Annotated in this window: 21 protein-coding genes and 1 riboswitch; of the genes, 17 read left to right on the forward strand and 4 right to left on the reverse strand. The window is 70.2% G+C overall.

What is annotated here, in order from left to right:
- Positions 1–13: 13 nt before the first annotated feature.
- The 4 genes from ctaC to QNO09_RS09285 all read left to right on the forward strand — a co-directional run bounded on the left by ctaC (position 14) and on the right by QNO09_RS09285 (position 4,492).
- Positions 14–979 (forward strand): aa3-type cytochrome oxidase subunit II, encoded by a 966-nt coding sequence (gene ctaC, locus QNO09_RS09270; RefSeq protein WP_283969604.1) that lies wholly within the window; start codon positions 14–16, stop codon positions 977–979.
- Entirely contained in the window at positions 976–2,712 is a 1,737-nt protein-coding gene (gene ctaD, locus QNO09_RS09275) for an aa3-type cytochrome oxidase subunit I (RefSeq protein ID WP_283969605.1), read from the forward strand. Before ctaC ends, ctaD begins: the two co-directional genes overlap by 4 nt.
- Entirely contained in the window at positions 2,709–3,107 is a 399-nt protein-coding gene (locus QNO09_RS09280) for a cytochrome c oxidase subunit 4 (RefSeq protein WP_283969606.1), read from the forward strand. Before ctaD ends, QNO09_RS09280 begins: the two co-directional genes overlap by 4 nt.
- Before the next feature lie 131 nt (positions 3,108–3,238).
- Positions 3,239–4,492 carry a L,D-transpeptidase gene (locus QNO09_RS09285; RefSeq protein ID WP_283969607.1) on the forward strand — a complete coding sequence of 418 codons (1,254 nt, stop codon included), beginning with the start codon at positions 3,239–3,241 and terminating at the stop codon, positions 4,490–4,492.
- Between the two features lie 103 nt (positions 4,493–4,595).
- Here the strand turns inward: QNO09_RS09285 and QNO09_RS09290 are convergent, their stop codons facing one another.
- On the reverse strand, positions 4,596–4,997 hold the full coding sequence (locus tag QNO09_RS09290; RefSeq protein WP_283969608.1) for a response regulator: 402 nt from the start codon (positions 4,995–4,997) through the stop codon (positions 4,596–4,598).
- A gap of 145 nt (positions 4,998–5,142) precedes the next feature.
- On the opposite strand from QNO09_RS09290, the gene ctaE reads away from it, so the two are divergent.
- From ctaE to QNO09_RS09320, 6 genes are all read left to right on the forward strand, one after another.
- Positions 5,143–5,763, forward strand: coding sequence for an aa3-type cytochrome oxidase subunit III (ctaE, locus tag QNO09_RS09295; protein WP_283969609.1), 621 nt, complete (start codon positions 5,143–5,145; stop codon positions 5,761–5,763).
- 81 nt (positions 5,764–5,844) lie between these two features.
- Positions 5,845–6,657 carry a cytochrome bc1 complex diheme cytochrome c subunit gene (gene qcrC / locus QNO09_RS09300; RefSeq protein WP_283969610.1) on the forward strand — a complete coding sequence of 271 codons (813 nt, stop codon included), beginning with the start codon at positions 5,845–5,847 and terminating at the stop codon, positions 6,655–6,657.
- Positions 6,654–7,721: a cytochrome bc1 complex Rieske iron-sulfur subunit gene (gene qcrA, locus QNO09_RS09305; RefSeq protein ID WP_283969611.1), complete on the forward strand. Its 1,068-nt coding sequence runs from the start codon at positions 6,654–6,656 to the stop codon at positions 7,719–7,721. The genes qcrC and qcrA overlap by 4 nt, the downstream gene beginning before the upstream one ends.
- A complete protein-coding gene (qcrB, locus tag QNO09_RS09310) occupies positions 7,718–9,340 on the forward strand; it encodes a cytochrome bc1 complex cytochrome b subunit (protein WP_283969612.1) in 1,623 nt (540 codons plus the stop codon). The genes qcrA and qcrB overlap by 4 nt, the downstream gene beginning before the upstream one ends.
- A gap of 137 nt (positions 9,341–9,477) precedes the next feature.
- Positions 9,478–10,542, forward strand: a complete 1,065-nt coding sequence (trpD, locus tag QNO09_RS09315) for an anthranilate phosphoribosyltransferase (protein ID WP_283969613.1) — start codon at positions 9,478–9,480, stop codon at positions 10,540–10,542.
- A 72-nt stretch (positions 10,543–10,614) separates the two neighbouring features.
- A riboswitch (SAM riboswitch) is annotated at positions 10,615–10,731 on the forward strand.
- Between the two features lie 132 nt (positions 10,732–10,863).
- On the forward strand, positions 10,864–12,246 hold the full coding sequence (locus QNO09_RS09320; RefSeq protein WP_283969614.1) for an aminotransferase class V-fold PLP-dependent enzyme: 1,383 nt from the start codon (positions 10,864–10,866) through the stop codon (positions 12,244–12,246).
- 89 nt (positions 12,247–12,335) lie between these two features.
- Here the strand turns inward: QNO09_RS09320 and QNO09_RS09325 are convergent, their stop codons facing one another.
- Both QNO09_RS09325 and QNO09_RS09330 read right to left on the reverse strand, forming a co-directional pair.
- On the reverse strand, positions 12,336–12,617 hold the full coding sequence (locus QNO09_RS09325) for an Lrp/AsnC family transcriptional regulator (protein WP_030848030.1): 282 nt from the start codon (positions 12,615–12,617) through the stop codon (positions 12,336–12,338).
- Positions 12,614–13,366: a rhomboid family intramembrane serine protease gene (locus QNO09_RS09330; RefSeq protein WP_283969615.1), complete on the reverse strand. Its 753-nt coding sequence runs from the start codon at positions 13,364–13,366 to the stop codon at positions 12,614–12,616. The genes QNO09_RS09325 and QNO09_RS09330 overlap by 4 nt, the downstream gene beginning before the upstream one ends.
- Before the next feature lie 159 nt (positions 13,367–13,525).
- Here QNO09_RS09330 and QNO09_RS09335 point away from each other — a divergent pair, with 159 nt between their 5' ends.
- The 5 genes from QNO09_RS09335 to QNO09_RS09355 all read left to right on the forward strand — a co-directional run bounded on the left by QNO09_RS09335 (position 13,526) and on the right by QNO09_RS09355 (position 18,903).
- Positions 13,526–13,765, forward strand: a complete 240-nt coding sequence (locus QNO09_RS09335; RefSeq protein ID WP_283969616.1) for a hypothetical protein — start codon at positions 13,526–13,528, stop codon at positions 13,763–13,765.
- A 37-nt stretch (positions 13,766–13,802) separates the two neighbouring features.
- Positions 13,803–15,152 carry an NYN domain-containing protein gene (locus tag QNO09_RS09340; RefSeq protein ID WP_283969617.1) on the forward strand — a complete coding sequence of 450 codons (1,350 nt, stop codon included), beginning with the start codon at positions 13,803–13,805 and terminating at the stop codon, positions 15,150–15,152.
- 246 nt (positions 15,153–15,398) lie between these two features.
- Complete coding sequence (locus QNO09_RS09345) at positions 15,399–16,439, forward strand: C40 family peptidase (RefSeq protein WP_283969618.1); 1,041 nt, start codon at positions 15,399–15,401, stop codon at positions 16,437–16,439.
- 232 nt (positions 16,440–16,671) lie between these two features.
- The gene (locus tag QNO09_RS09350; protein WP_283969619.1) at positions 16,672–17,685 is read left to right on the forward strand and encodes a C40 family peptidase; all 1,014 of its coding nucleotides are present in this window, start codon (positions 16,672–16,674) and stop codon (positions 17,683–17,685) included.
- Between the two features lie 33 nt (positions 17,686–17,718).
- Positions 17,719–18,903, forward strand: a complete 1,185-nt coding sequence (locus QNO09_RS09355; protein ID WP_283969620.1) for a hypothetical protein — start codon at positions 17,719–17,721, stop codon at positions 18,901–18,903.
- Between the two features lie 253 nt (positions 18,904–19,156).
- Here QNO09_RS09355 and QNO09_RS09360 read toward each other — a convergent pair whose 3' ends face one another.
- A complete protein-coding gene (locus tag QNO09_RS09360) occupies positions 19,157–20,392 on the reverse strand; it encodes a glycosyltransferase 87 family protein (RefSeq protein WP_283969621.1) in 1,236 nt (411 codons plus the stop codon).
- Positions 20,393–20,509: 117 nt separating this feature from the next.
- Between QNO09_RS09360 and QNO09_RS09365 the strand changes: the two genes are divergently transcribed.
- Together QNO09_RS09365 and QNO09_RS09370 are read left to right on the forward strand one after the other, a co-directional pair.
- A complete protein-coding gene (locus QNO09_RS09365) occupies positions 20,510–21,652 on the forward strand; it encodes a glycosyltransferase family 4 protein (protein ID WP_283969622.1) in 1,143 nt (380 codons plus the stop codon).
- 178 nt (positions 21,653–21,830) lie between these two features.
- The gene (locus QNO09_RS09370) at positions 21,831–23,468 is read left to right on the forward strand and encodes a GMC oxidoreductase (RefSeq protein WP_502962271.1); all 1,638 of its coding nucleotides are present in this window, start codon (positions 21,831–21,833) and stop codon (positions 23,466–23,468) included.
- Positions 23,469–23,473: the final 5 nt, after the last annotated feature.

The following is a 23,473-nucleotide window of genomic DNA, read 5'->3' on the forward strand; positions in this document are numbered from 1 at the left end:
GGGAAGGCGCTACGTGAGTCCCAACGGCTCCGACCGCTCGCCGCGGCGCCCGATGCGGCGGAAGCTGCTGCAGGCACTGACCGCGGGCCTGGTCTTGGCGACAGCCACCGGTTGCTCGTACAACTGGGAAGACTTCCCCCGCCTTGGTATGCCCACCCCGACCACGGAAGAGGCTCCGCGGATCCTCTCCCTGTGGCAGGGGTCCTGGGCGGCTGCGCTCGCCGTCGGCGTGCTGGTGTGGGGTCTGATCCTGTGGAGTGCTTTCTTCCACCGGCGCAGCCGCACCAAGGTCGAAGTTCCTCCGCAGACCCGGTACAACATGCCCATCGAGGCCCTGTACACCGTGGTCCCGCTCATCATCGTCTCGGTGCTGTTCTACTTCACCGCCCGTGACGAGTCCGAGCTGCTCACCCTCAAGAAGAAGCCCGACGTCACGGTCAACGTGGTCGGCTTCCAGTGGAGCTGGTGCTTCAACTACATCGAGCCCGTCGCCGGTTCCTCCGGTGACGCGAAGACCTCCAGGGACCTGGACGCGATCCCGGACCGCTTCAAGGAGGACTTCCCGGCCAACGCCGGCGGCACCTACGACTGCGGCACCCCCGGTACGCGGAACCCGCAGACCAACAACCCGGGCCCGACCCTCTGGCTCCCCGAGGGCAAGACGGTCCGCTTCGTCCTGACCTCGCGTGACGTCATCCACTCCTTCTGGGTGGTGCCGTTCCTCATGAAGCAGGACGTCATCCCGGGCCACACCAACGCCTTCGAGGTGACCCCCAACAAGCAGGGCACCTTCCTCGGCAAGTGCGCCGAGCTCTGCGGCGTCGACCACTCCCGGATGCTGTTCAACGTGAAGGTCGTCTCCCCCGAGCGCTACGAGCAGCACCTCAAGGACCTCGTGAAGAAGGGGCAGACCGGTTACGTACCCGCCGGCATCGAGCAGGCGGGCCACGAGAAGAACCGGGAGTCGAACGTACTGTGAGCATCCTGAATGAACCCAAGGGTGCCGCGGCAGCTGGGTCCCACTACGAGGACGAGTTGCCGGTCCGGCGCCAGAACCGCGGCAGTGTCGTGGTCAAGTGGCTGACGACGACGGACCACAAGACGATCGGCACGATGTACCTGGTCACATCGTTCGCGTTCTTCGTCATCGGTGGTGTGATGGCGCTGCTCATGCGCGCCGAGCTCGCCCGCCCCGGTCTGCAGATCATGTCGAACGAGCAGTTCAACCAGGCGTTCACGATGCACGGCACGATCATGCTGCTGATGTTCGCGACGCCGCTGTTCGCCGGCTTCGCGAACTGGATCATGCCGCTGCAGATCGGCGCGCCGGACGTGGCGTTCCCGCGGCTGAACATGTTCGCCTACTGGCTGTACCTGTTCGGCTCGCTCATCGCGGTGGGCGGCTTCCTCACCCCGCAGGGCGCGGCCGACTTCGGCTGGTTCGCCTACAGCCCGCTCTCGGACGCCGTCCGCAGCCCGGGCATCGGCGCCGACATGTGGATCATGGGTCTGGCCTTCTCCGGCTTCGGCACCATCCTCGGCTCGGTCAACTTCATCACCACGATCATCTGCATGCGCGCCCCGGGCATGACGATGTTCCGCATGCCGATCTTCACCTGGAACGTGCTGCTGACCGGTGTCCTGGTCCTGCTCGCCTTCCCGGTGCTGGCCGCGGCCCTGTTCGCCCTGGAGGCGGACCGCAAGTTCGGCGCCCAGATCTTCGACCCCGCCAACGGCGGCGCGTTGCTGTGGCAACACCTCTTCTGGTTCTTCGGCCATCCAGAGGTGTACATCATCGCCCTGCCGTTCTTCGGCATCATCAGTGAGGTCATCCCGGTCTTCTCCCGCAAGCCGATGTTCGGTTACACGGGTCTGATCGGCGCGACCATCGCGATCGCGGGTCTGTCCGTGACGGTGTGGGCGCACCACATGTACGTCACCGGCGGTGTGCTGCTGCCGTTCTTCTCCTTCATGACGTTCCTCATCGCGGTCCCCACCGGTGTGAAGTTCTTCAACTGGATCGGCACCATGTGGAAGGGCTCGCTGTCCTTCGAGACGCCGATGCTCTGGGCGACCGGCTTCCTGATCACCTTCACCTTCGGTGGTCTGACCGGTGTCATCCTGGCCTCGCCGCCGATGGACTTCCACGTCTCCGACTCGTACTTCGTGGTGGCCCACTTCCACTACGTGGTCTTCGGCACCGTGGTCTTCGCGATGTTCTCCGGCTTCCACTTCTGGTGGCCGAAGTGGACCGGCAAGATGCTGGACGAGCGCCTCGGCAAGATCACCTTCTGGACGCTGTTCATCGGCTTCCACGGCACGTTCCTGGTCCAGCACTGGCTGGGCGCCGAGGGCATGCCGCGGCGTTACGCCGACTACCTGGCGGCCGACGGCTTCACCGCGCTGAACACGATCTCGACGATCAGCTCGTTCCTGCTCGGCATGTCGATCCTGCCGTTCTTCTACAACGTGTGGAAGACGGCCAAGTACGGCAAGACGGTCGGCGTCGACGACCCGTGGGGCTACGGCCGCTCCCTGGAGTGGGCGACCTCCTGCCCGCCGCCGCGGCACAACTTCATCACCATGCCGCGGATCCGCAGTGAATCCCCGGCGTTCGACCTGCACCACCCCGAGATCGCCGCTCTCGACCAGCTCGAGAACACCGGTCACGGCGACAAGGCCCTCGCTGGCGGCAAGGAGGCCGGCAAGTGAAGATCCAGGGCAAGATGTTCATGTGGCTGGGCGCGTTCGTGCTCGTCATGGCGGTCGTCTACGGCTTCTGGTCGCAGGAACCGGCCGGCACCACGGCCCTCTTCCTGACCTTCGGCCTGTGCATCATGATCGGCTTCTACCTCGGCTTCACGGCCAAGCGGGTCGACGTGGGCGCGCAGGACAACAAGGAGGCGGACGTCGCGGACGACGCCGGCGAAGTCGGGTTCTTCAGCCCGCACAGCTGGCAGCCGCTCTCGCTGGCCATCGGCGGCGCCCTCGCCTTCCTGTCGATCGCGATCGGCTGGTGGCTGATGTACTTCTCGCTGCCGATCATCCTGATCGGACTGTGGGGCTGGGTCTTCGAGTACTACCGCGGTGAGAACCGCACCCAGTAACACGCGCCGAGCGCCGCAGGGGCCCGGACACTCCGAGAGGAGCGTCCGGGCCCCTGCGTATGCCGCAATACATGTCACTCGTACGAGTCATTCGGCGTGCCGCTGTTGACCCCGCTTCCTAGCGTGGGGTCATGAGCCACACAGTGATCTCCCGCCCCCGCACCGCCGTGGGCTGCACGCTGCTGGTGATATCCCTCTGCGCGGGTGTCACGGCCTGCGGCTCGGACGGCAACCCGCTCGCCGCCCGCCCCTACGACGCCGCGGACCAGGTGTCCTTCAACGCCCCCTCCGGGGGCCACCGGAAGGCCGACCCGGACAAGCCCCTGGAAGTCGTCGAGGACTCCGACGGGCGCATCACGGACGTCACCGCCCACGACGCCTCAGGACGCCATGTGGCGGGCGAACTCGCCGCCGACGGCAGCCGCTGGCACAGCACCTCCCCGCTCGCCGCCAACGCCAGCTACACGGTCCGGGTGAGCACCGAGGACGAGGACGGCGCGCCCGGGCGCAAGGTCGTCACCTTCGACACCGGCATGCCGACCACCAAGCAGCGCCTGGACGTCACCTTCGGCCCCAAGGCGGGCACCTACGGCGTCGGCCAGCCCATCACGGCCGAGCTGAGCCGGCCCGTCAAGGTCAAGGCCCAGCGGGCCGTCGTGGAACGCGCCCTCAAGGTCTCCTCCACGCCCTCCACGGACGGCGCCTGGCACTGGGTGGACGACAAGAAGCTGCACTACCGCCCCAAGGACTACTGGCCCGCCCGGGCCACCGTCCAGGTCCGCAGCAACCTTCAGGGCATCAAGATCGGCGACCGGATGTGGGGCGGCGAGGCCAAGCCGCTGACCATCACCACCGCGGACAAGCTCATAGCCGTCACGGACGCCGCCGCCCACCAGATGACCGTCTACCGGAACGACGAGATCGTCCGGCAGATACCGGTCACCACGGGCATGCCGGGTTACGACACCCGCAACGGCGTCAAGGTCGTCCTGGCCAAGGAGGGCACCGTCCGCATGACCAGCGCCAGCATCGGCGCCTCCGACTTCTACGACCTGGTCGTGCACCACTCGGTCCGGGTCACCCACAGCGGCGAGTACGTCCACGCCGCACCCTGGTCCGTCGGCTCCCAGGGCTACGCCAACGTCAGCCACGGCTGCATCGGCATGAGCACCGAGAACGCGGCGTGGTTCTACGACACCGTCCGCGAGGGCGACATCGTCAAGGTCGTGAACTCCGGCGGCGACACGATGGCGCCCTTCGGCAACGGCTTCGGCGACTGGAACCTCGACTGGGCGAAGTGGCGCACCGGCAGCGCCCTCATGGGCGGCACCCCGGACGGCCCCACAGCGGCCGACAGGGCCCGCCTGCGCCCTCAGAGCGTCTGACCTGAAGGGGCGCGGGGCCGCATCGGATATGCGGCTCCGCCGCGTGGGAGCGAACAACCCCCACGCGCCCGCAGCCGCCGCACAGCGAGACGAACCGAGCCCCCTAGGCGTTCAAGGCCGCCTTCTCCCGCAGCAGGGAAGCCAGCGCGGAGGCGAACTCCACCGGCTCCACCGGCAGCGTCACCGCGGACTCGGCCCGGCTCCAGGTCGCGAGCCAGGCGTCCTGCGGCCGTCCGATCAGCAGCAGCACCGGCGGGCAGTCGAACACCTCGTCCTTGATCTGCCGGCACATCCCCATGCCGCCCATCGGCACGGCCTCACCGTCCAGCACACAGACGTCGATCCCACCCCGGTCCAGCTGCGTGAGCACCGCGGCGGGAGTCGCGCACTCCACGAACTCCACCACGGGAACGTCCGGAGCCGGCCGCCGTCCCGTGGCGAGCCGCACCTGCTCCCGGGTGTTGGAGTCGTCGCTGTAGACCAGCACCGTAGCGGTCGGCTGCATTGTTCCTCCGTGACGTCAGCGTCGTAAGGACAGGCCCGTTGGGCCGGATGCTACTCCCTTGAACACCACGTCAACACCGGTACGACCGCCTCAGACACTCCGAACGGCACCCCCCGGAGTGAGGGCGGGATAAGCGACCGACATAATGTCGGTCGTGGCGACAGCAACGACAGTAGAAACCGGGCACGCGCACCCGTCGGTCAACCGGCCGAACCTCACCAGCGTCGGAACCATCATTTGGCTGAGTTCCGAGCTGATGTTCTTCGCGGCCCTCTTCGCGATGTACTTCACCCTGCGATCGGTGACGGGTCCCGATCACTGGAAGGAGATGGCCGCCCATCTCAACTTCCCGTTCTCGGCGACGAACACCACCATCCTGGTGCTCTCCTCGCTCACCTGCCAGCTCGGCGTCTTCGCCGCCGAGCGCGGTGATGTGAAGAAGCTCCGGATGTGGTTCATCGTCACGTTCGTGATGGGTGCGATCTTCATCGGCGGTCAGGTCTTCGAGTACACGGAGCTGGTCAAGGAGGCGGGCCTGACCCTCTCCTCCGACCCGTACGGCTCGGTGTTCTACCTGACCACCGGCTTCCACGGCCTGCACGTGACGGGCGGTCTCATCGCCTTCCTGCTGGTCCTGGGCCGGACCTACGCGGCTCGGAGGTTCACCCACGAGCAGGCGACGGCCGCGATCGTCGTGTCCTACTACTGGCACTTCGTCGATGTCGTCTGGATCGGTCTCTTCGCCACGATCTACATGATCAAGTAGCAGGGCCCGCATCCGCGCGTGCTCGACGAAGCGCGCATCCCAGAAGCATCGACGCAGAAGATCCTGACACCGGGGTAATCCGTGAAAAAGCTCTCCGCACGACGACGCCACCCGCTGGCGGCGCTCGTCGTCCTACTCCTCGCGCTGGCATGCACCGGGGGGCTGTACGCCGTGTTCGCACCCGCGGACAAGGCACAGGCCGACGAAACCGCCCAGTCCCTCACCATCGAGGAGGGCAAGAAGCTCTACGCCGTCGGCTGCGCCAGTTGCCACGGCACCGGCGGTCAGGGCACCTCCGACGGGCCGAGCCTGGTGGGTGTGGGCGCCGCGGCCGTCGACTTCCAGGTGGCCACCGGCCGCATGCCGGCCGCAACCTCCCAGGGTCCTCAGATCCCGGAGAAGAAGAACATCTACTCGCAGGCCGAGATCGACCAGCTCGCGGCGTACATCGCCTCGCTGGGCGCCGGTCCGGCCATCCCGACGGAGGAGCAGTACAGCCCCGAGGGTGCCGACATCGCCGAGGGCGGTGTGCTGTTCCGCAACAACTGCGCGCAGTGCCACAACTTCACCGGCAAGGGCGGCGCACTGACGCACGGCAAGTACGCGCCGGACCTCGAGGACGTCTCTCCGAAGCACATCTACGAGGCCATGCAGACCGGCCCGCAGAACATGCCGTCCTTCCCCGACACCACGCTGTCGGAGGAGAACAAGAAGGACATCATCGCGTACCTGGACGCGGTCAACAGCAGCGATTCCGAGAGCCCCGGCGGTCTCGCGTTGGGCGGCCTCGGGCCGGTCAGCGAGGGCCTGTTCGGCTGGATCTTCGGTCTCGGCGGGCTGATCGCCGTCGCCGTGTGGGTCGCCGCCCGGACCGCAAAGGCCAAGAAGTCATGAGTAGCCAAGACATTCCAGAAGAGAACCTGCCCGCCGCGCGGTCCGCAGGACACGACGAGCACGGTGCGATGAGCGTCGCGGACGACAAGCACCCGTTCGCCGACCCGGGCCTGCCGCCCCACGAGCACCGCATCCAGGACGTCGACGAGCGGGCCGCCAAGCGGTCCGAGCGCTCGGTCGCCCTGATGTTCACGGTGTCGATGCTGGCGACGGTCGCCTTCATCGCCTCGTTCGTGGCGATCCCGGTCGACAAGTTGGTCTACATCTTCCCGCTCGGCCACATCAGCGCGCTGAACTTCGCGCTGGGCATGACGCTCGGGATCGCGCTGTTCTGCATCGGCGCGGGCGCCGTCCACTGGGCCCGCACCCTGATGTCGGACGTCGAGGTCGCCGACGAGCGGCACCCGATCGAGGCGGGTCCCGAGGTCCGCGAGAAGGTCTTCGCGGACTTCAAGCAGGGCGCCAAGGAGTCGGCGCTCGGCCGCCGCAAGCTGATCCGCAACACCATGCTCGGCGCGCTGACGCTGGTGCCGCTCTCCGGTGTCGTGCTGCTGCGCGACCTCGGCCCGCTGCCCGGCGAGAAGCTCCGCCACACCCTGTGGTCCAGGGGCAAGCTGCTCGTCAACATGAACACGAACGAGCCGCTGCGTCCCTCCGACGTCGCGGTCGGGTCGCTGACCTTCGCCAAGCCCGAGGGCCTGGAGGAGCACGACCACGGCTTCCAGAACGAGATCGCCAAGGCCGCCCTGATGATCGTCCGGATCCAGCCGGAGGACATCAAGGACAAGCGCGAACTCGAGTGGTCGCACGAGGGCATCGTCGCGTACTCGAAGATCTGCACCCACGTCGGTTGCCCGATCTCCCTGTACGAGCAGCAGACGCATCACGTGCTCTGCCCCTGCCACCAGTCCACCTTCGACCTCTCCGACGGTGCCCGAGTGATCTTCGGTCCCGCCGGTCACGCCCTGCCGCAGCTCCGCATCGGCGTGAACGACGAGGGCTACCTCGAGGCGCTCGGCGACTTCGCGGAGCCCGTCGGCCCTGCCTTCTGGGAGCGCGGATGAGCACTGCACAGACACGCCGCAAGGCGCCCGCCGGAGAGCGGGTCGCCGACTGGGCCGACGGCCGCCTCGGGATCTACTCCCTGGCCAAGGCCAACATGCGCAAGATCTTCCCGGACCACTGGTCCTTCATGCTGGGTGAGATCTGCCTCTACAGCTTCATCATCATCATCCTCACGGGTGTGTACCTGACGCTGTTCTTCCACCCGTCGATGAACGAGGTGGAGTACCACGGCAGTTACGTCCCCATGCAGGGCGTGCTGATGAGTGAGGCGTACGCCTCCACGCTGGACATCAGCTTCGACATCCGCGGTGGTCTGCTCATCCGGCAGATCCACCACTGGGCGGCGATCATCTTCCTCGCCGGCATGTTCGTGCACATGATGCGCGTGTTCTTCACCGGCGCGTTCCGCAAGCCGCGTGAGATCAACTGGCTGTTCGGCTTCCTGCTGTTCGTCCTGGGCATGTTCACCGGGTTCACCGGCTACTCGCTCCCGGACGACCTGCTCTCCGGCACCGGTGTCCGCTTCACGCAGGGCGCGATCCTGTCCGTGCCGATCGTGGGCACGTACATCTCGATGTTCCTGTTCGGCGGGGAGTTCCCGGGGACCGACTTCATCGCCCGGTTCTACTCGATCCACATCCTGCTGCTGCCGGGCATCATGCTCGGGCTCGTGGTCGCCCACCTGATCCTGGTCTTCTACCACAAGCACACGCAGTTTGCGGGTCCCGGCCGGACCAACAAGAACGTCGTCGGCATGCCGCTGCTGCCGGTCTACATGGCCAAGGCCGGAGGCTTCTTCTTCCTGGTCTTCGGTTTCATCGCGGCCCTCTCCGGCATCGCGACCGTCAACCCGATCTGGAACCTGGGGCCGTACCGGGCCGACCAGGTGTCGACCGGTGCCCAGCCCGACTGGTACATGGGCTTCGCCGAGGGTCTGGTCCGCGCCATGCCGGGCTGGGAGATCAACTTCTGGGGTCACACGCTCGTCCTCGGCGTGTTCATCCCGCTGGTCCTGTTCGGTGTGTTCCTCGCGATCATCGCCCTGTACCCGTTCATCGAGTCGTGGGTCACCGGGGACAAGCGCGAGCACCACATCCTGGACCGTCCGCGCAACGCCCCGACCCGCACGGCCGTCGGTGTCGCGTGGATCACCGGCTACATCATCATGCTGATCGGCGGTGGCAACGACATCGTCGCCACGCACTTCCATCTGTCGATCAACGCGGTCACCTGGTTCGTCCGGATCGGGTTCTTCCTCGGACCGGTCATCGCCTTCATCGTCACCAAGCGCATCTGCCTCGGCCTGCAGCGCCGGGACAAGGAGAAGGTGCTGCACGGCCGCGAGTCGGGCATCATCAAGCGCCTGCCGCACGGTGAGTTCATCGAGGTGCACGAGCCGCTCAGCCAGGAGCAGATGTACACGCTCACGGCGCACGAGCAGTACCAGCCGGCCGAGATCGGCCCGACGGTCGACGAGAACGGTGTCGAGCGCAAGGTGAAGGGTTCCGAGAAGCTGCGCGCCAAGCTCAGCGACGCCTACTACGGCGAGGGTGCCCAGATCCCGAAGCCCACCGCCGAGGAGTACCGGGAGATCACGAGCGGCCACGGCCACCACTGATCACCGAGTCGCCACGCCACACAGAGGGCCCCGTCCGTTCAACGGACGGGGCCCTTCGCCCTGCCCGCGGCTGGATAGGGTGGACCCCGTTGAGACTCTCGTCCCGCACTGCGGGACGCCTGACCCTGGAGCGGCTTATGAGCGCTGTGATCCCCGCTGGAGGCGACACCGCGGCGGGCCGCTCCTGGCCCCTGCTGCTGAACGGCCTGCTGGACGGCAGGCACCTGAGCGCCGACGACACCGCCTGGGCGATGGACCGCATCATGCGCGGCGAGGCGACCGAGGCGCAGATCGCCGGGTTCGTCGTGGCCCTGCGCGCCAAGGGCGAGACCGTCGAGGAGATCAACGGCCTGGTCCGCACGATGTACGAGCACGCCAACGTGATCGAGGTGCCCGGGGCGACGGTCGACATCGTCGGCACCGGCGGTGACGGCGCGAAGACGGTCAACATCTCCACGATGTCCTCGATCGTCGTCGCGGGCACCGGCGCGAAGGTCGTCAAGCACGGCAACCGGGCCGCGTCCTCGGCGTCCGGGGCCTCCGACGTGCTGGAGAAGCTCGGGGTCAACCTGGAGCTGCCGCTGCACCGGGTCGTCGAGGTGGCCGAGGAGGCCGGGATCACCTTCTGCTTCGCGGTGAAGTTCCACCCGGCGCTGCGGCACGCGGGCGCGGCCCGCGGCCAGTTGGGCATCCGCACGGTGTTCAACGCCCTCGGCCCGCTGACCAACCCGGCCCGGGTCCGGGCCCAGGCCGTCGGTGTGGCGGATCCCCGCATGGCGCCGATCGTCGCGGGCGTGTTCGCCGAGCGCGGCAACTCGTCCCTGGTCTTCCGGGGTGACGACGGCCTCGACGAGCTCACCACCACGGCCACGTCCCGGGTGTGGATCGTCCGGGACGGCGAGGTGGCCGAGGAGGCCTTCGACCCCCGGGACGTCGGCCTCCCCCTGGTCCCCGTGGAGGCCCTGCGCGGTGCGGACGCCTCCTACAACGCGGAGGTCGCGCGGCGGCTGCTGGACGGAGAGGCGGGGCCGGTGCGGGACGCGGTGGTGCTGAACTCGGCCGCGGCCCTGGTGGCTCTGGAGCCCACCACCGCGCCACTGGCCGAGCAGATCGGTGCCGCGATGGTGAAGGCGGCCGAGTCGATCGACTCCGGTGCGGCGAAGCGGACGCTGGAGCGCTGGGTGGCCGCGAGCAATACGTAGGGAAACCGGACGGTGTCCCGCGATCCGGACTCGGGTTGCGGGACGCCGATCATTTCGCGTACGTTCCTGGCAGGTCATGAGTGACAGTCATGAGGCCCCGGCCGACTGTCCGGCAACCCTCCGTCCGTGGCGGGGTGCCCCGGGTGAAGACCAGGCCGCAGGCAGCGAGGTCTGTGGCAAGCGCGTGACGAGGAGTCTCTCGTGAACCAGCGAATGCGATAGGGCCGCAGAGCCCCGCCTCCGCACCCCTCTTCCTTCACCCCCGCTTGTAGCCGTACGTGCTCGCGGGCGGATTCCACCTGCCTTCACGGGAGTTCACCCATGTCCGTCTCCACCGTTGCCGCCGATCAGTCCGTTTGTTCCCCGCTGCCCGTTCTGGGCCGGGATGTCACCGTCCCGCTCGTGACCGGTGGCGAGGTCACCTACGCCGCGCTCGACTACGCCGCTAGCGCCCCGGCGCTCCAGCGGGTCTGGGACGACGTGGCCGCCTACGCGCCCTACTACGGCAGCGTGCACCGCGGGGCCGGGTACCTGTCCCAGCTGTCGACCGACCTGTTCGAGAACGCCCGCCGGACCGTCGCGGAGTTCCTCGACTGCCGTGAGGACGACCAGGTGGTCTTCACCCGCTCCACCACCGACTCCCTCAACCTCCTTGCCACCGCGCTCCCCGCCGACTGCGAGGTCTTCGTCTTCGAGACCGAGCACCACGCCGCCCTGCTGCCCTGGCGCAAGGCCCGCGTGACGTACCTCGACGCCCCGCGCGGCCCCCGTGAGGCCGTCGAGACCCTGGAGCGCGCCCTGGCCGGCCGGACCGGGTCGGCCGAGGGGGGCCACGGGTCGGCCCTGGTCTGCGTCACCGGCGCCTCGAACGTCACCGGCGAGCTGTGGCCCGTACGGGAACTCGCCGCGGCGGCGCACGCCCATGGTGCGCGGATCGTGCTGGACGCCGCCCAGCTGGCCCCGCACCACCCGGTGTCCGTCGCCGGCCTCGGTGTCGACTGGGTCGCCTTCTCGGGGCACAAGCTGTACGCGCCCTTCGGCTCGGGTGTCCTGGCCGGACGGGCCGACTGGCTGCGCGCGGCCGAGCCGTATCTCGCGGGCGGCGGCGCCAGCCGCAAGGTCGGCCGGCGCCAGGACGGGGGAGTGGACGTGGAGTGGCACGACAGCGCCGCCCGCCACGAGGCCGGTTCGCCCAACGTCATCGGCGCCTACGCCGTCGCCTCGGCCTGCAAGGCGCTGACCGAGGCCGGTTTCGACACCCTCGTGGCCCGTGAGCAGTACCTGGTCCGCACGGTGCGCGAAGGTCTCGCCGACGTTCCCCGGGTGCGGTTCCTGTCCCTCTTCGGGGACGACGCGCCGCGGGTCGGGGTGCTCTCCTTCGTCGTCGAGGGCTGGAACAGCTCCCATTTCGCCGCCGCCCTGTCGGCCGAGTACGGCATCGGCGTGCGGGACGGGCTGTTCTGCGCCCATCCGCTGGTGCGCACGCTGCTCGGCGGCGACCCACAGACGCAGGGGGAGTGCGGGTCGCCGGAGGCGGCGCCCGGGGAGAAGTCGCTCAACGCCATCCGGGTCAGCTTCGGCGCGGGCACGCCCGACGAGCACGTGGAGCGGTTCGTGCGGGCGGTGAAGGAGCTCGTGACGGACGGGGCGCGGTGGAACTACCGCACCGAGGACGGGCGCTGTGTGCCGGACACCTCCGCCTGAGCCGGTGGGCGGCTGCCCGGGACGATCATCCGCCCGGCGGGTTCGAGGGCGTCCCTGAGTGGGTCACGCGCGGGCGGGACGCGACGGCCTCAGTTGTCCAGGCCGATCGAGAACGCCGCCTCCAGATCGTGCTGCGAGTACGTGCGGAACGCCACGTGCGTGTCGGTGCCCTCGACTCCGGGGATCTTGCTGATCCGGCCCGGGATGACCTCCGCCAGGTCCTCGTGCTCCTTCACCCGGACCATCGCGATCAGGTCGTAGGTGCCGGTGACGGAGAAGACCTCGCTGACGCTGTCCAGCGCCGCGATCGACTCGGCGATCTCGGGGATCCGGTCCACGCTGGTCTTGATCAGGACGATCGCGGTGATCACGGCTGGTTCTCTCCCTCGGGGGCCGGAGCAGGGGCGGCCTTCACTCTAGTAGGGCCGGTGGGGCGGCCGTAGCGGACCGACGCGTAGCCGAAGCCCAGACCGAACCCGATGAGGTGCGCGAGGTAGGCCACCCCCGGCCCGTCCGAGGCCCGCCCGGCCGCCAGCCACTGCAGCGCCGCCCAGAACGGCAGCACGACCCACGCCGGGAAGCGCACCGGCAGGAAGAAGAGGAACGGCAGGAGACTGGTGACCCGGGCGCGGGGGAACAGGTACAGGAACGCGCCGAGGACCGCCGAGATCGCCCCCGAGGCACCGACCAGGGACTGCTCGGAGTGCGCGTTGGCGACGGCGTAGCCCAGCAGGGCCAGATAGCCGCAGCCGACGTAGAACAGGGTGAACTGCACGCGGCCCATCCGTTCCTCGGTCATCGCCCCGAAGACGTAGAGGAAGAGCATGTTGCCGAGCAGGTGCACCCAGCTGCCGTGGACGAAGAGCGCCGTCGCGGGAGTGAGGGCCGACCCCGCGGACCCTTCGAACAGTTCTGCGGGAATCACCCCCCAGCGCCGGAAGTAGGCCCGCTGTACGGCGAGGAGCTCGTCGCCGGTGCCGTACGCGGGGTTCAGGCCCGAGGCGGGTCCGGCCAGGAAGGACAGACAGCACAGGGCGATCAGTGCGTACGTCACCGGCGCCGACGACCCCCTGACCGCTCTGCCGGCCCGGACGATCGACGCACTCCACTTGCGGATCATGAGCACAAAGCATGACGCAATCGGACGCAACCGCCCAGATCGCCTCGCCGCCGCGGACGGGCAGGCGGCGAGGACCCGCCAGGCCGTAGGGTTACGAGCCATACGCACCGGGGATGCCGGTCGCGTCACGGACACTAGAAGGAAAGAGAACAGGTCACGATGACGGTTCCCCTGCCGACCGCCGAGACGCGGTGGCGCTGCGCCCTCTGCGGCAACCTCACGAGGTTCGACGTGACCCGCTCGTCGAAGGTCGTCGAGTACGTCCACCTCGACCTGGCCGGAGAGCCGAAGGTCGAGGAGCGCGAGGTGCTCAGTGAGACCATCGAGTCGGTGCGCTGCCGCTGGTGCAACGCGGTGGACCAGGTGGAACTCGTGGACAGGCCGGGCGCCGGCTCCTGACGGGAGGCGGCCCCGCACAGGCATTGGGGTGTGACGGATGGTGGAGACCACAGGCGGGGGGCCGGGGGACGGCGCCGCCGAGGTGCTCGACCGCCCCCTGCCCGACGGTGTGCGCCGCAGGGTCGTGCAGATCGTCTCCGACGGCTTCGGCTCGCTGACGGTGGGCGAGCTGCCCGCCCAGCTCAGGCAGTACGCCAGGTTCGCCCCGAACCGCAGGGCCAAGTTCGCCGGCAACGCGATGGCCGCGGCGCTGGAGACCGATCCGCTGTTCCGGCAGCGCATCGGGGAGAAGCTCAGAGAGACCCAGCCGGAACTGACCGGCGCTCTCGACTCAGGCTCCCCGCCCCCGGCCGCGGACCCGCTCGACGTGGCGGCCGCGGCCTACGTACTGCGGCCGTCCGGCTGGGTGAAGCTGGTCACCACCGCCGGCGAGGAGGCCCAGCGGGCCGACGCCGAACGCGCCGACGAGGAGAGCCGGGCCGAGCTGGAACGGCTGCGAACCGAACTCGACCGGGCCCGCGATCACACCCGGACCGAGACCGAGCGGCTGCGCACGGAGCTGGAATCGGCCAAGAAGGAGACCGAGTCACTGCACCGCAAGCTGCGCGCCGCCCTCAGCGACGTCAAGCGCGGCGAGGCGGCCCTGCGCAAGGCGCACGGCGAGATCGAGGCCATCCGCACCGAGGGGCACGCCCAGGTGTCCGCCGCCGAGAGCGAGACCCGGCGGCTGAAGTCCCGGCTGGGCGAGACCGAGGCCGCCCTGGAGGCCGCGCGCCGGGCCGCCCGCGAGGGCCGCAGCGTCGAGGACATGCGGGTACGGCTGCTGCTGGACACCCTGCTGGACGCGACGCAGGGGCTCCGGCGCGAACTGGCCCTGCCGCCGGTGTCGGTGCGGCCCGCCGAGACCGTCGACGCCGTCGAGCCGGGCCGGATGACCCCCAAGGACATCGCCGCCCGCGCCCTGTCCGAGAACGACCCGCAGGTCCTCGACCAGCTGCTGGCGCTGCCGCAGGCCCATCTGGTCGTCGACGGCTACAACGTCACCAAAACGGGTTATCCGCAGATGCCGCTGGAGAAGCAGCGCCTCAGGCTGCTCGGACAGCTCTCCCAGCTGGCCGCGCAGAGCGGCGCGGAGGTGACCTGCGTCTTCGACGGCGCCGAACTCGCCGCACCGGTGCTGCTGGCCCCGCCGCGCGGGGTGCGCGTGCTGTTCTCGAAGCCGGGCGTCACCGCCGACGAGCTCATCCGCCAGCTGGTGCGGGCCGAACCGCCGGGCCGCCCGGTCATCGTGGCGTCCACCGACCGCGAGGTCGCCGACGGAGTCGCCCGGGCCGGTGCCCGCCCGGTGGCCTCGGCGATGCTCCTCAAGCGCCTTTCGCGGGCCTAGGGGGGCGTACGCCCCATGCGTAACGTCCGGGCGTGATGCCCGAATTGATGGTGCCTGTGAGCCACGGTGCGTCAAGTGGGCCTCACTGCCTGTGAGTCCCGGGGAAAAGTTGGCCTACCGTGACGCGATTTTTCATCTGAGGATTTGAACTGATCACAGGAAGGTCACTAGGGTCAGGCCGAACCTCCGCTCGGGTGATCACTCATCGGGAGAGACGGCGGAGGGGCCAGAAGGAGCTTTTCACCCGTGGCGTCCCACCGTCGTCCGAAGCAGCCGAGCCGTGCACGTGTGACCGTGCTGACCACCGCCGCCGCCGCTGCCGTCGCCTTCAGCTCGCAGGCCGCCAACGCGGCCCCCAGTGAGAAGCCGAGCAAGGACGAGGTCAAGGCCAAGGTCGACAAGCTCTACGAAGAGGCGGAGCAGGCCACCGAGAAGTACAACGGGGCCAAGGAGAAGCAGGAGAAGCTCCAGAAGGAGATCTCCACCATCCAGGACAACGTGGCCCGCGGCCAGGGGGAGCTCAACGAGCTCCGTGACAGCCTGGGCCTGGCCGCCGCGTCGCAGTACCGCACCGGCTCCATCGACCCCTCCGTCCAGCTGTTCCTCTCCGCGAACCCCGAGGACTACCTCGACAAGGCCTCCACGCTCGACCAGTTGAGCAGCCAGCAGGTCGAGGCGCTGAAGAAGGTCCAGGAGAAGCAGCGCGAACTCGCCCAGGAGCGCGCCGAGGCTTCCGAGAAGCTCAAGGATCTCGCCTCCACCCGGACCGAACTCGGCAAGAAGAAGAAGGAAGTCCAGGGCAAGCTCTCCTCCGCGCAGAAGCTGCTCAACAGTCTCACCGCCGCTCAGAAGGCCGAAATGGCCGCTGAGCAGAACCGCGCCAGCCGGACCGCCGAGCGCGACGCCCTGACCGCCGACGTGCCGCCCGGCTCCGGCCGCGCCGCCGCCGCCTTCGCCTTCGCCCAGAGCCAGCTCGGCAAGCCCTACGTCTACGGCGCCACCGGCATGAGCTCCTACGACTGCTCCGGCCTCACCTCCCGGGCCTACGCCGCGGCCGGCGTACAGATCCCGCGCACCTCCGAGGCCCAGACCGGGGCCGGCACCAAGATCTACTCGGTCAGCCAGCTCAAGGTCGGCGACCTGGTCTTCTTCTTCAACGACCTGCACCACGTGGGCCTCTACGCCGGCAACGGGCAGATCATCCACGCCCCGCGCACCGGCACGGTCGTCCGCTACGAGTCGATGAACACCATCGGCGGCCCGTTCATGTTCGGCGTCCGGGTCTGATCCTCGCGCCGCGAGGTCCCTCGAACTCTCCCCGGCGTCCCGAAGATCAGGACACCGTGTCGGCCGTTCGGGCGAATCACGACAGCTCCGAGTGAGCCCACGCCCCGCCATTGACCTGCGTCAGCGGCGGGGCGTCGTGCCGGACACCCACGGATGGTCGTTGGCGGCCCCCTGTCACGGGGCTACTGTCTGCCGCGTTCCAAGTCCGCCAGCGGAAGGAGAGCGGCTTCCCGTGGGGTCCCATCGCCGCCTTGCCACGTCCGGGTTCGACCGGGGCGCCATTGTCGCCGTCGGTTTCCTGTCCGTCGCCGCCGCCATCCTGGGGGCGGTACCGGCCGACGCCGCACCGTACGACGAAACCCGGGCCAAGGTGGACCGGCTCTACGAGCAGGCCGAGAAGGCGACCGAGGCCTACAACGCGGCCGACGAACGCGCCGACGAGCTGCGCGCCGAGGTCGGCACCGCCCGGGACCGCGTCGCCCGCCAGCAGCAGCGGATCAACTCCCTGCGGGAGTCCCTCGGTTCGCTCGCCGGCGCCCAGTACCGCTCGGGGGGCATCGACCCCTCCCTCGCCCTGCTGCTCTCCGACGACCCGGACGACTACCTCGACCACGCGTCCCGGCTCGACCGACTCACCGCCCACCAGGCCGGTGAACTGAGGGAGCTCCAGGACGCCATGCGCGAACTCGCCCAGGACCGCGAGGAGGCCGCCGGCAAGCTCCGCGAACTGGAGAAGAGCCGCAAGGCAGTCGCCGCCCACAAGAAGACCGTCGAGCGGAAGCTCGCCACGGCCCGGCGGCTGCTCGACTCCCTGCCCGACGACGAGCGCGACGCCTACGGCCGCGCCTCCCGCTCCGGCCGTGACGGCATGGCCGGGCTCGACGGCGCCACCGCCGCCTCGGGGCGCGGGTCCGCCGCCGTCGCCGCCGCCCGCAGCGCGCTCGGCAAGCCCTATGTCTGGGGCGCCAACGGGCCCTCGGGCTTCGACTGTTCGGGCCTGATGCAGTGGTCGTACGCGCAGGCCGGGGTCGCCCTGCCGCGCACCTCGCAGGCCCAGCGCCACGCCGGCCGGCAGGTCCCGCTGTCCGAGGCGCGCCCCGGTGATCTGGTCGTCTACCGGGGCGACGCCAGCCACGTCGGGATGTACATGGGCAACGGCCAGGTCATCCACGCGCCCTATCCCGGCGCGCCCGTGCGCTACGACCCGGTCGGGATGATGCCCGTCTCGTCGGTCACCAGGGTCTGACCCGCGTGGCCCGTCGCCCGTACGATCGGGAACGTGGCTGGTCGAAGGTCGGGATCCGGGGTGGCGGCGCTCGTCCTGCTGCTCGTGGCCCTGGTCGGGTGCGGCGGGCGGCCCGTCGCCGACCGTGCCACGGCCGAGGTCCAGCGGCTCCTGGACCGGCGGGCCGCCGCGGTCCTCGACCGCGACGAGCGGGCCTACGACCAAACGGGCCGGGGCACCGACTTCGCCCGGCTGCGCGCGGTGCCCGTGGCCGCCTGGTCGTACCGCGTCACCGGGCTGCGCCGCAGCGGTGACACGGCCACCGCCGAAGCCGAGCTGCGCTACCGCGTCGCCGGGTACGACCCGGCGCCGGTGACCGCCGGGCGCACCCTGCGGCTGAACCGTGACGCGGACGGGCAGTGGTCCGTCGACACCGACCGGCCCGCGAAGAAGGCCGCGCAGCAGCTCTGGGACCAGGGGACGGTGCAGCAAGTCCGGGGACGGCACAGCCTCGTCCTGGGCGTCGGGCAGTCCGGACGGTCGCTGCGCGACTTCGCGGACCTGGCCGACCGCGCGGTGCCCGCCGTGTCGGACGCGTGGGGCACGGACTGGAGCAGACGGGTCGTCGTGCTCGTGCCGAAGTCACTGGAGGGGATGGCGGGGCTGCTCGGCTCGCCCGCCTCCTCCTACCGCGGGATCGCGGCGGTCACCACCGGCGAGACGGGCGCGCGGCGACAGGCACCGGCGGACCGGGTCATCGTCAACCCGGACGCGTTCGCGCTCCTCGGCGGGCCGGGTGAGCAGGTCGTCATCACCCATGAGACCACCCACGTCGCCACCCGTGCCCGTACCACCGCCGCCACACCCCTGTGGCTGTCCGAGGGGTACGCCGACTGGGTCGGCTACCGCGCCGCCGGTCGCACCCCCGCCGAAGCCGCGCCCGAACTGTCCCGGGCGGTGACCGAGGGCCGGATCCCCGCCGCGCTGCCGGACGACGAGGACTTCGGTTTCACCGGCGACGCCGGCCGTCTGGCCCGCGCCTACGAGAGCGGCTGGACGGCGTGCCGGCTGATCGCCGACCGCTGGGGCGAGTCCCGGCTGCGCGCGTTCTACCGGGCCGTCGGGGCGCACGAGAAGCGGGCCGGGGCGGTGGAGGACGCCATGCGGGAGGTACTGGGGACGACACCGCAGGCCTTCACGACTCAGTGGCGGGAGTCCCTGCGGGAGCAGCTGGGCTGACCTGAGCCGGACCGTCCGTGGTCTCACACGGGCCGGTCACGGGCGGTGGGCGATCGGTCGGCGGGCCGTGCTTCCCGCCGGTGCTCCCGGGCGCACCGCGGCCGTTGCGCTGTCCGTCGCCGGTCCCTGGAGGGACGGCCGTCCGACTCGGACTCCTCACATGAACGGCCCGGCCGCCCCGGGGCTGCCCCGGGGCGCCGGCGACGGGTGGGCGGTGTCACCCGGCCGGATGGCTGCCGCGGTGGGTGCCGGCTCAGGGGGAGACGGGCGTCTCACCGGCGCGGGCGGGCCGCGGGGGCACGGGGGCGGGGGCAATGCCGGGGACCGTCGCCTTCCACAGGGCCCGGGCCGCGATCAGCGAGGCGGCCACCAGCAGACCGTTGCGCAGGAACAGCAGGGTCAGGCCGAGGCCGTCGCTGGCCACCACGCTGCCGAAGTAGAACGGGAACTCCAGCACCGTCACGAAGCTCGCCACCAGCACCAGGAGAACCGGCAGCCGCATCCGGCTCCCCGGGTGGTACAGGCACACCGCCGCCAGCCCGACCAGCCACACCATGTACTGCGGGCTGATCACCCGGCTGGTGGTGGTGAACATCAGCACCGCAACGAAGGCCGCGTCGGTGAGGGTGTGCTCCTCGAAGCGCCGGGCCAGCAGCCGCCACAGCACCAGCCAGCCGAAGGCCGCCCCGGTCAGGAACAGCGCGCCCGTGCTCACCTCGCTCACATACGGCCCGAGGAACTCGATGGAGCCGTAGTTCAGCTTCACCTCACCCTGCCAGCCGAAGTGCCGGGCGACATGGAAGACCAGCGCGCCCAGCGACTCCACCTCGGTGCCCCGGTCCCGCTGGAACGTCAGGAACGCGAACGCACCCGGCATGGCCAGGGCGAACACACCCGTCACCGCGATGCCCGTCACCAGGGCCGCCCCCCAGGCGCTGCGGCGGCGGGCGGCCAGCAGCAGCATCGCGGGCCAGACCTTCAGCAGGGCACCGAAGGCGGCCAGGGCCCCCATCGCCCGCGGGTGCCGGGCGCCCGCGAGCAGCGCGGCCATCGCCACCGCCGTGACCATCACGTCGTAGCGGGCGTACACCGTCGGTCCGAGCAGCGGCACGCCGATCACCCACACCCACGCGCCGCGCAGCGAGCGGCCCGGGCGGCGTCCGGCCCAGGTCATCAAGGCCAGTACGGCCGCGTCGGTGACGCAGATCAGCACGAAGAACGCGGTCGCGTAGTCCAGGAAGGGCAGCAGGCCGGGGGAGAGGATCGCCAGCGCGGCGGCGGGCGGGTACTGCCAGGTGACGTCGTTCAGCGGGAACGTTCCGCTGCTCAGGACGCCGTACCAGCCCTGGTAGATCACGTGCACGTCGCTGGTCACGTCCGGGCCGGGGAAGACGTACACCTTCAGGACGAACAGCAGCAGCAACAGCCTCGTGAGACACCAGACCACCGGCAGCCATGCCGGGGACCGCCTCAAGCCCGTCGTCTTCACGTGATCCCGCCCGTTCGCCCGCCGTGTCGAGGGGGCCATGATGGGCCCGCCGTCTGTGAGCGTGCCATACGTGCCGCGGCGCGAAGCCGTGCGGGGCGGTTCGGTAGGGTCGGCGGCGTGCGCAAGACCCTGATCGTGACCAACGACTTCCCGCCCCGGCCCGGTGGCATCCAGGCGTTCCTGCACAACATGGCGCTGCGGCTGGACCCGCAGCACCTGGTCGTCTACGCCTCGACCTGGAAGCGGAGCCGGGAGGGCGTCGAGGCGACCCGCGCCTTCGACGCGGAGCAGCCGTTCACCGTCGTACGGGACCGCACGACCATGCTGCTGCCGACGCCGGGTGCCACCCGGCGGGCCGTCGGGCTGCTGCGGGAGCACGGCTGCACCTCGGTGTGGTTCGGGGCGGCGGCCCCGCTCGGTCTGATGGCCCCGGCGCTGCGCGGCGCGGGCGCCGAGCGCCTGGTCGCCACCACGCACGGCCACGAGGCGGGCTGGGCCCAGCTGCCCGCCGCCCGGCGGCTGCTGCGGCGGATCGGCGACGCCACCGACACGATCACCTACCTCGGCGAGTACACCCGCTCGCGCATCGCCCCGGCCCTGACGCCCGAGGCCGCCGCGCGCATGGCGTGGCTGCCGCCCGGTGTCGACGAGAAGACCTTCCACCCCGCGTCGGGCGGTGACGAGGTGCGGGCCCGGCTGGGGCTGACGGACCGGCCGGTGGTGGTCTGCGTCTCCCGGCTGGTGCGGCGCAAGGGGCAGGACACCCTGATCCGGGCCATGCCCCGCATTCTCGCCGCCGAGCCCGACACCGTCCTGCTGATCGTCGGCGGCGGCCCCTACGAGAGCGACCTGCGGCGGCTCGCGCGCGAGACCGGGGTCTCCCCGGCCGTGCGCTTCACCGGCGCCGTGCCCTGGTCCGAGCTGCCCGCCCACTACGGCGCCGGTGACGTCTTCGCGATGCCCTGCCGCACGCGGCGCGGCGGCCTCGACGTCGAGGGCCTCGGCATCGTCTACCTGGAGGCGTCCGCGACGGGCCTCCCGGTCGTCGCCGGCGACTCGGGCGGCGCGCCGGACGCGGTCCTCGACGGCGAGACCGGCTGGGTGGTGAGAGGCGGCTCTCCGGAGGAGGCCGCCGACCGCATCACCGCCCTCCTGGGCGACGCCGAGCTGCGCCGCAGGATGGGCGAGCGGGGCAGGGAATGGGTCGAGGAGAAGTGGCGCTGGGACCTGCTCGCGGAGCAGCTGAGGGGCTTGCTGTAGGTGCCCTCAGCGGCGCGGGGAACTGCGCGACCGGCCACAGCGAACCCGCACCCGCCCATGACGAACCCGCACCCGCCCACGACGAATACGCGGCACCCCACGACGAATACGCGGCACCCCACGACGAATACGCGGCACCCCACTAGGCGGAACCCCGGATACCGCCGATGCTGCGCCTATGACAGCAAACCTGACACATCGTCATCTGACAAGACGTCAAATCCTCGGTATGGCAGCCCTGCAATCGGCAGCCGCCCTCGGCTTCACCCGCATCGGCCTCCAAAGCGCCCGAGCCGCCCAGCCCGAAGCGGTCGACACCGCCCCCGCCATCGTCGTCGGCTCCGGCTACGGCGGCGCCGTCGCCGCCCTGCGCCTCGCCCAGGCAGGCATCCGCACCCTCGTCCTGGAGATGGGCCGCCTCTGGAACACCCCCGGCCCCGACGGAAAGGTCTTCTGCACCACCAGCGCGCCCGACAGCCGCTCCATGTGGTTCCGCACCCGCACCGAGGCCCCCCTCGGCTCCTTCCTCTGGCTGGACGTCGTCAACCGGGACATCGGCCGCTACCCGGGCGTCCTGGACCGCGTGCACTTCGACCACATGTCGGTCTACGTCGGCCGCGGCGTCGGCGGCGGCTCCCTGGTCAACGGCAGCATGGCGGTCACCCCGCCCCGGTCGTACTTCGCCGAGCAGTTCCCCACCGTCGACGCCGACGAGATGTACGGCACGTACTTCCCGCGCGCCCGGGCCGCCCTCGGCGTGAACACCGTCGACCCCGCCTGGTTCGAGTCGACGGAGTGGTACCGCTTCACCCGTGTCTCCCGCAAGCACGCCGAGAAGACCGGCCTGCGGACCACCTTCGTGCCGAGCGTCTACGACTTCGGCCACATGCGGCGCGAGGCGGCCGGCACCGCCCCGAAGTCGGCGCTCGGCGGCGAGGTCATCTACGGCAACAACCACGGCAAGCGCAGCCTCGACAAGACCTACCTCGCCGCCGCGCTCGGCACCGGCAACGTCACCATCCACACCCTGGAGAAGGTGCGCGCCGTCAGCCGCGCGCCGGACGGGACCTGGGTCCTGACCGCCGACCGCGTCGACGAGACCGGCCGGGTCGTCGAGACCAGGCAGTACGGCTGCACCTACCTCTTCCTCGGCGGCGGCAGCCTCGGCACCACGGAACTGCTGCTGCGCGCCCGGGAGTCGGGCGCCCTGCCCGGCCTCGACGCCAGTGTCGGCGCCGGCTGGGGCACCAACGGCAACGTGATGCTGGGCCGGGCCAACCACCTGTGGGACACGGTCGGCGCGAACCAGTCGACCATGCCGGTCATGGGCATCGACGACTGGGCCAACACCGCCAACCCGGTGTTCGCGGAGATCGCCCCGCTGCCGACGGGACTGGAGCACTGGGTGAGCCTCTACCTGGCGATCACCAGGAACCCGGAGCGGGCGTCGTTCTCCTACGACACCGGCTCGGGCCGGCTGCGGCTCGGCTGGACGGCCGCACACTCGGCGGTCTCCGTCGCCATGGCCAAGAAGCTGTTCGACCGCATCAACGCGGCCAACGCGACGATCTACCGGTACGACCTGTTCGGTCCGAAGAGCAAGGTCTTCGCCGACGACTTCACCTACCACCCACTGGGCGGCTGTGTGCTGGGCAGGGCGACGGACGACTACGGGAGGGTCAAGGGGTATCCCCGGCTGTACGTCACCGACGGCTCGCTCGTGCCCGGGTCGCTCGGGGTGAACCCCTTCGTGACCATCACCGCGCTCGCCGAACGCACGATGGCGCGGGTCCTCGCCGAGGACACCGCGCCCTAGACGAC

Source organism: Streptomyces sp. 378 (genome assembly GCF_030124145.1).
Classification (GTDB): domain Bacteria; phylum Actinomycetota; class Actinomycetes; order Streptomycetales; family Streptomycetaceae; genus Streptomyces.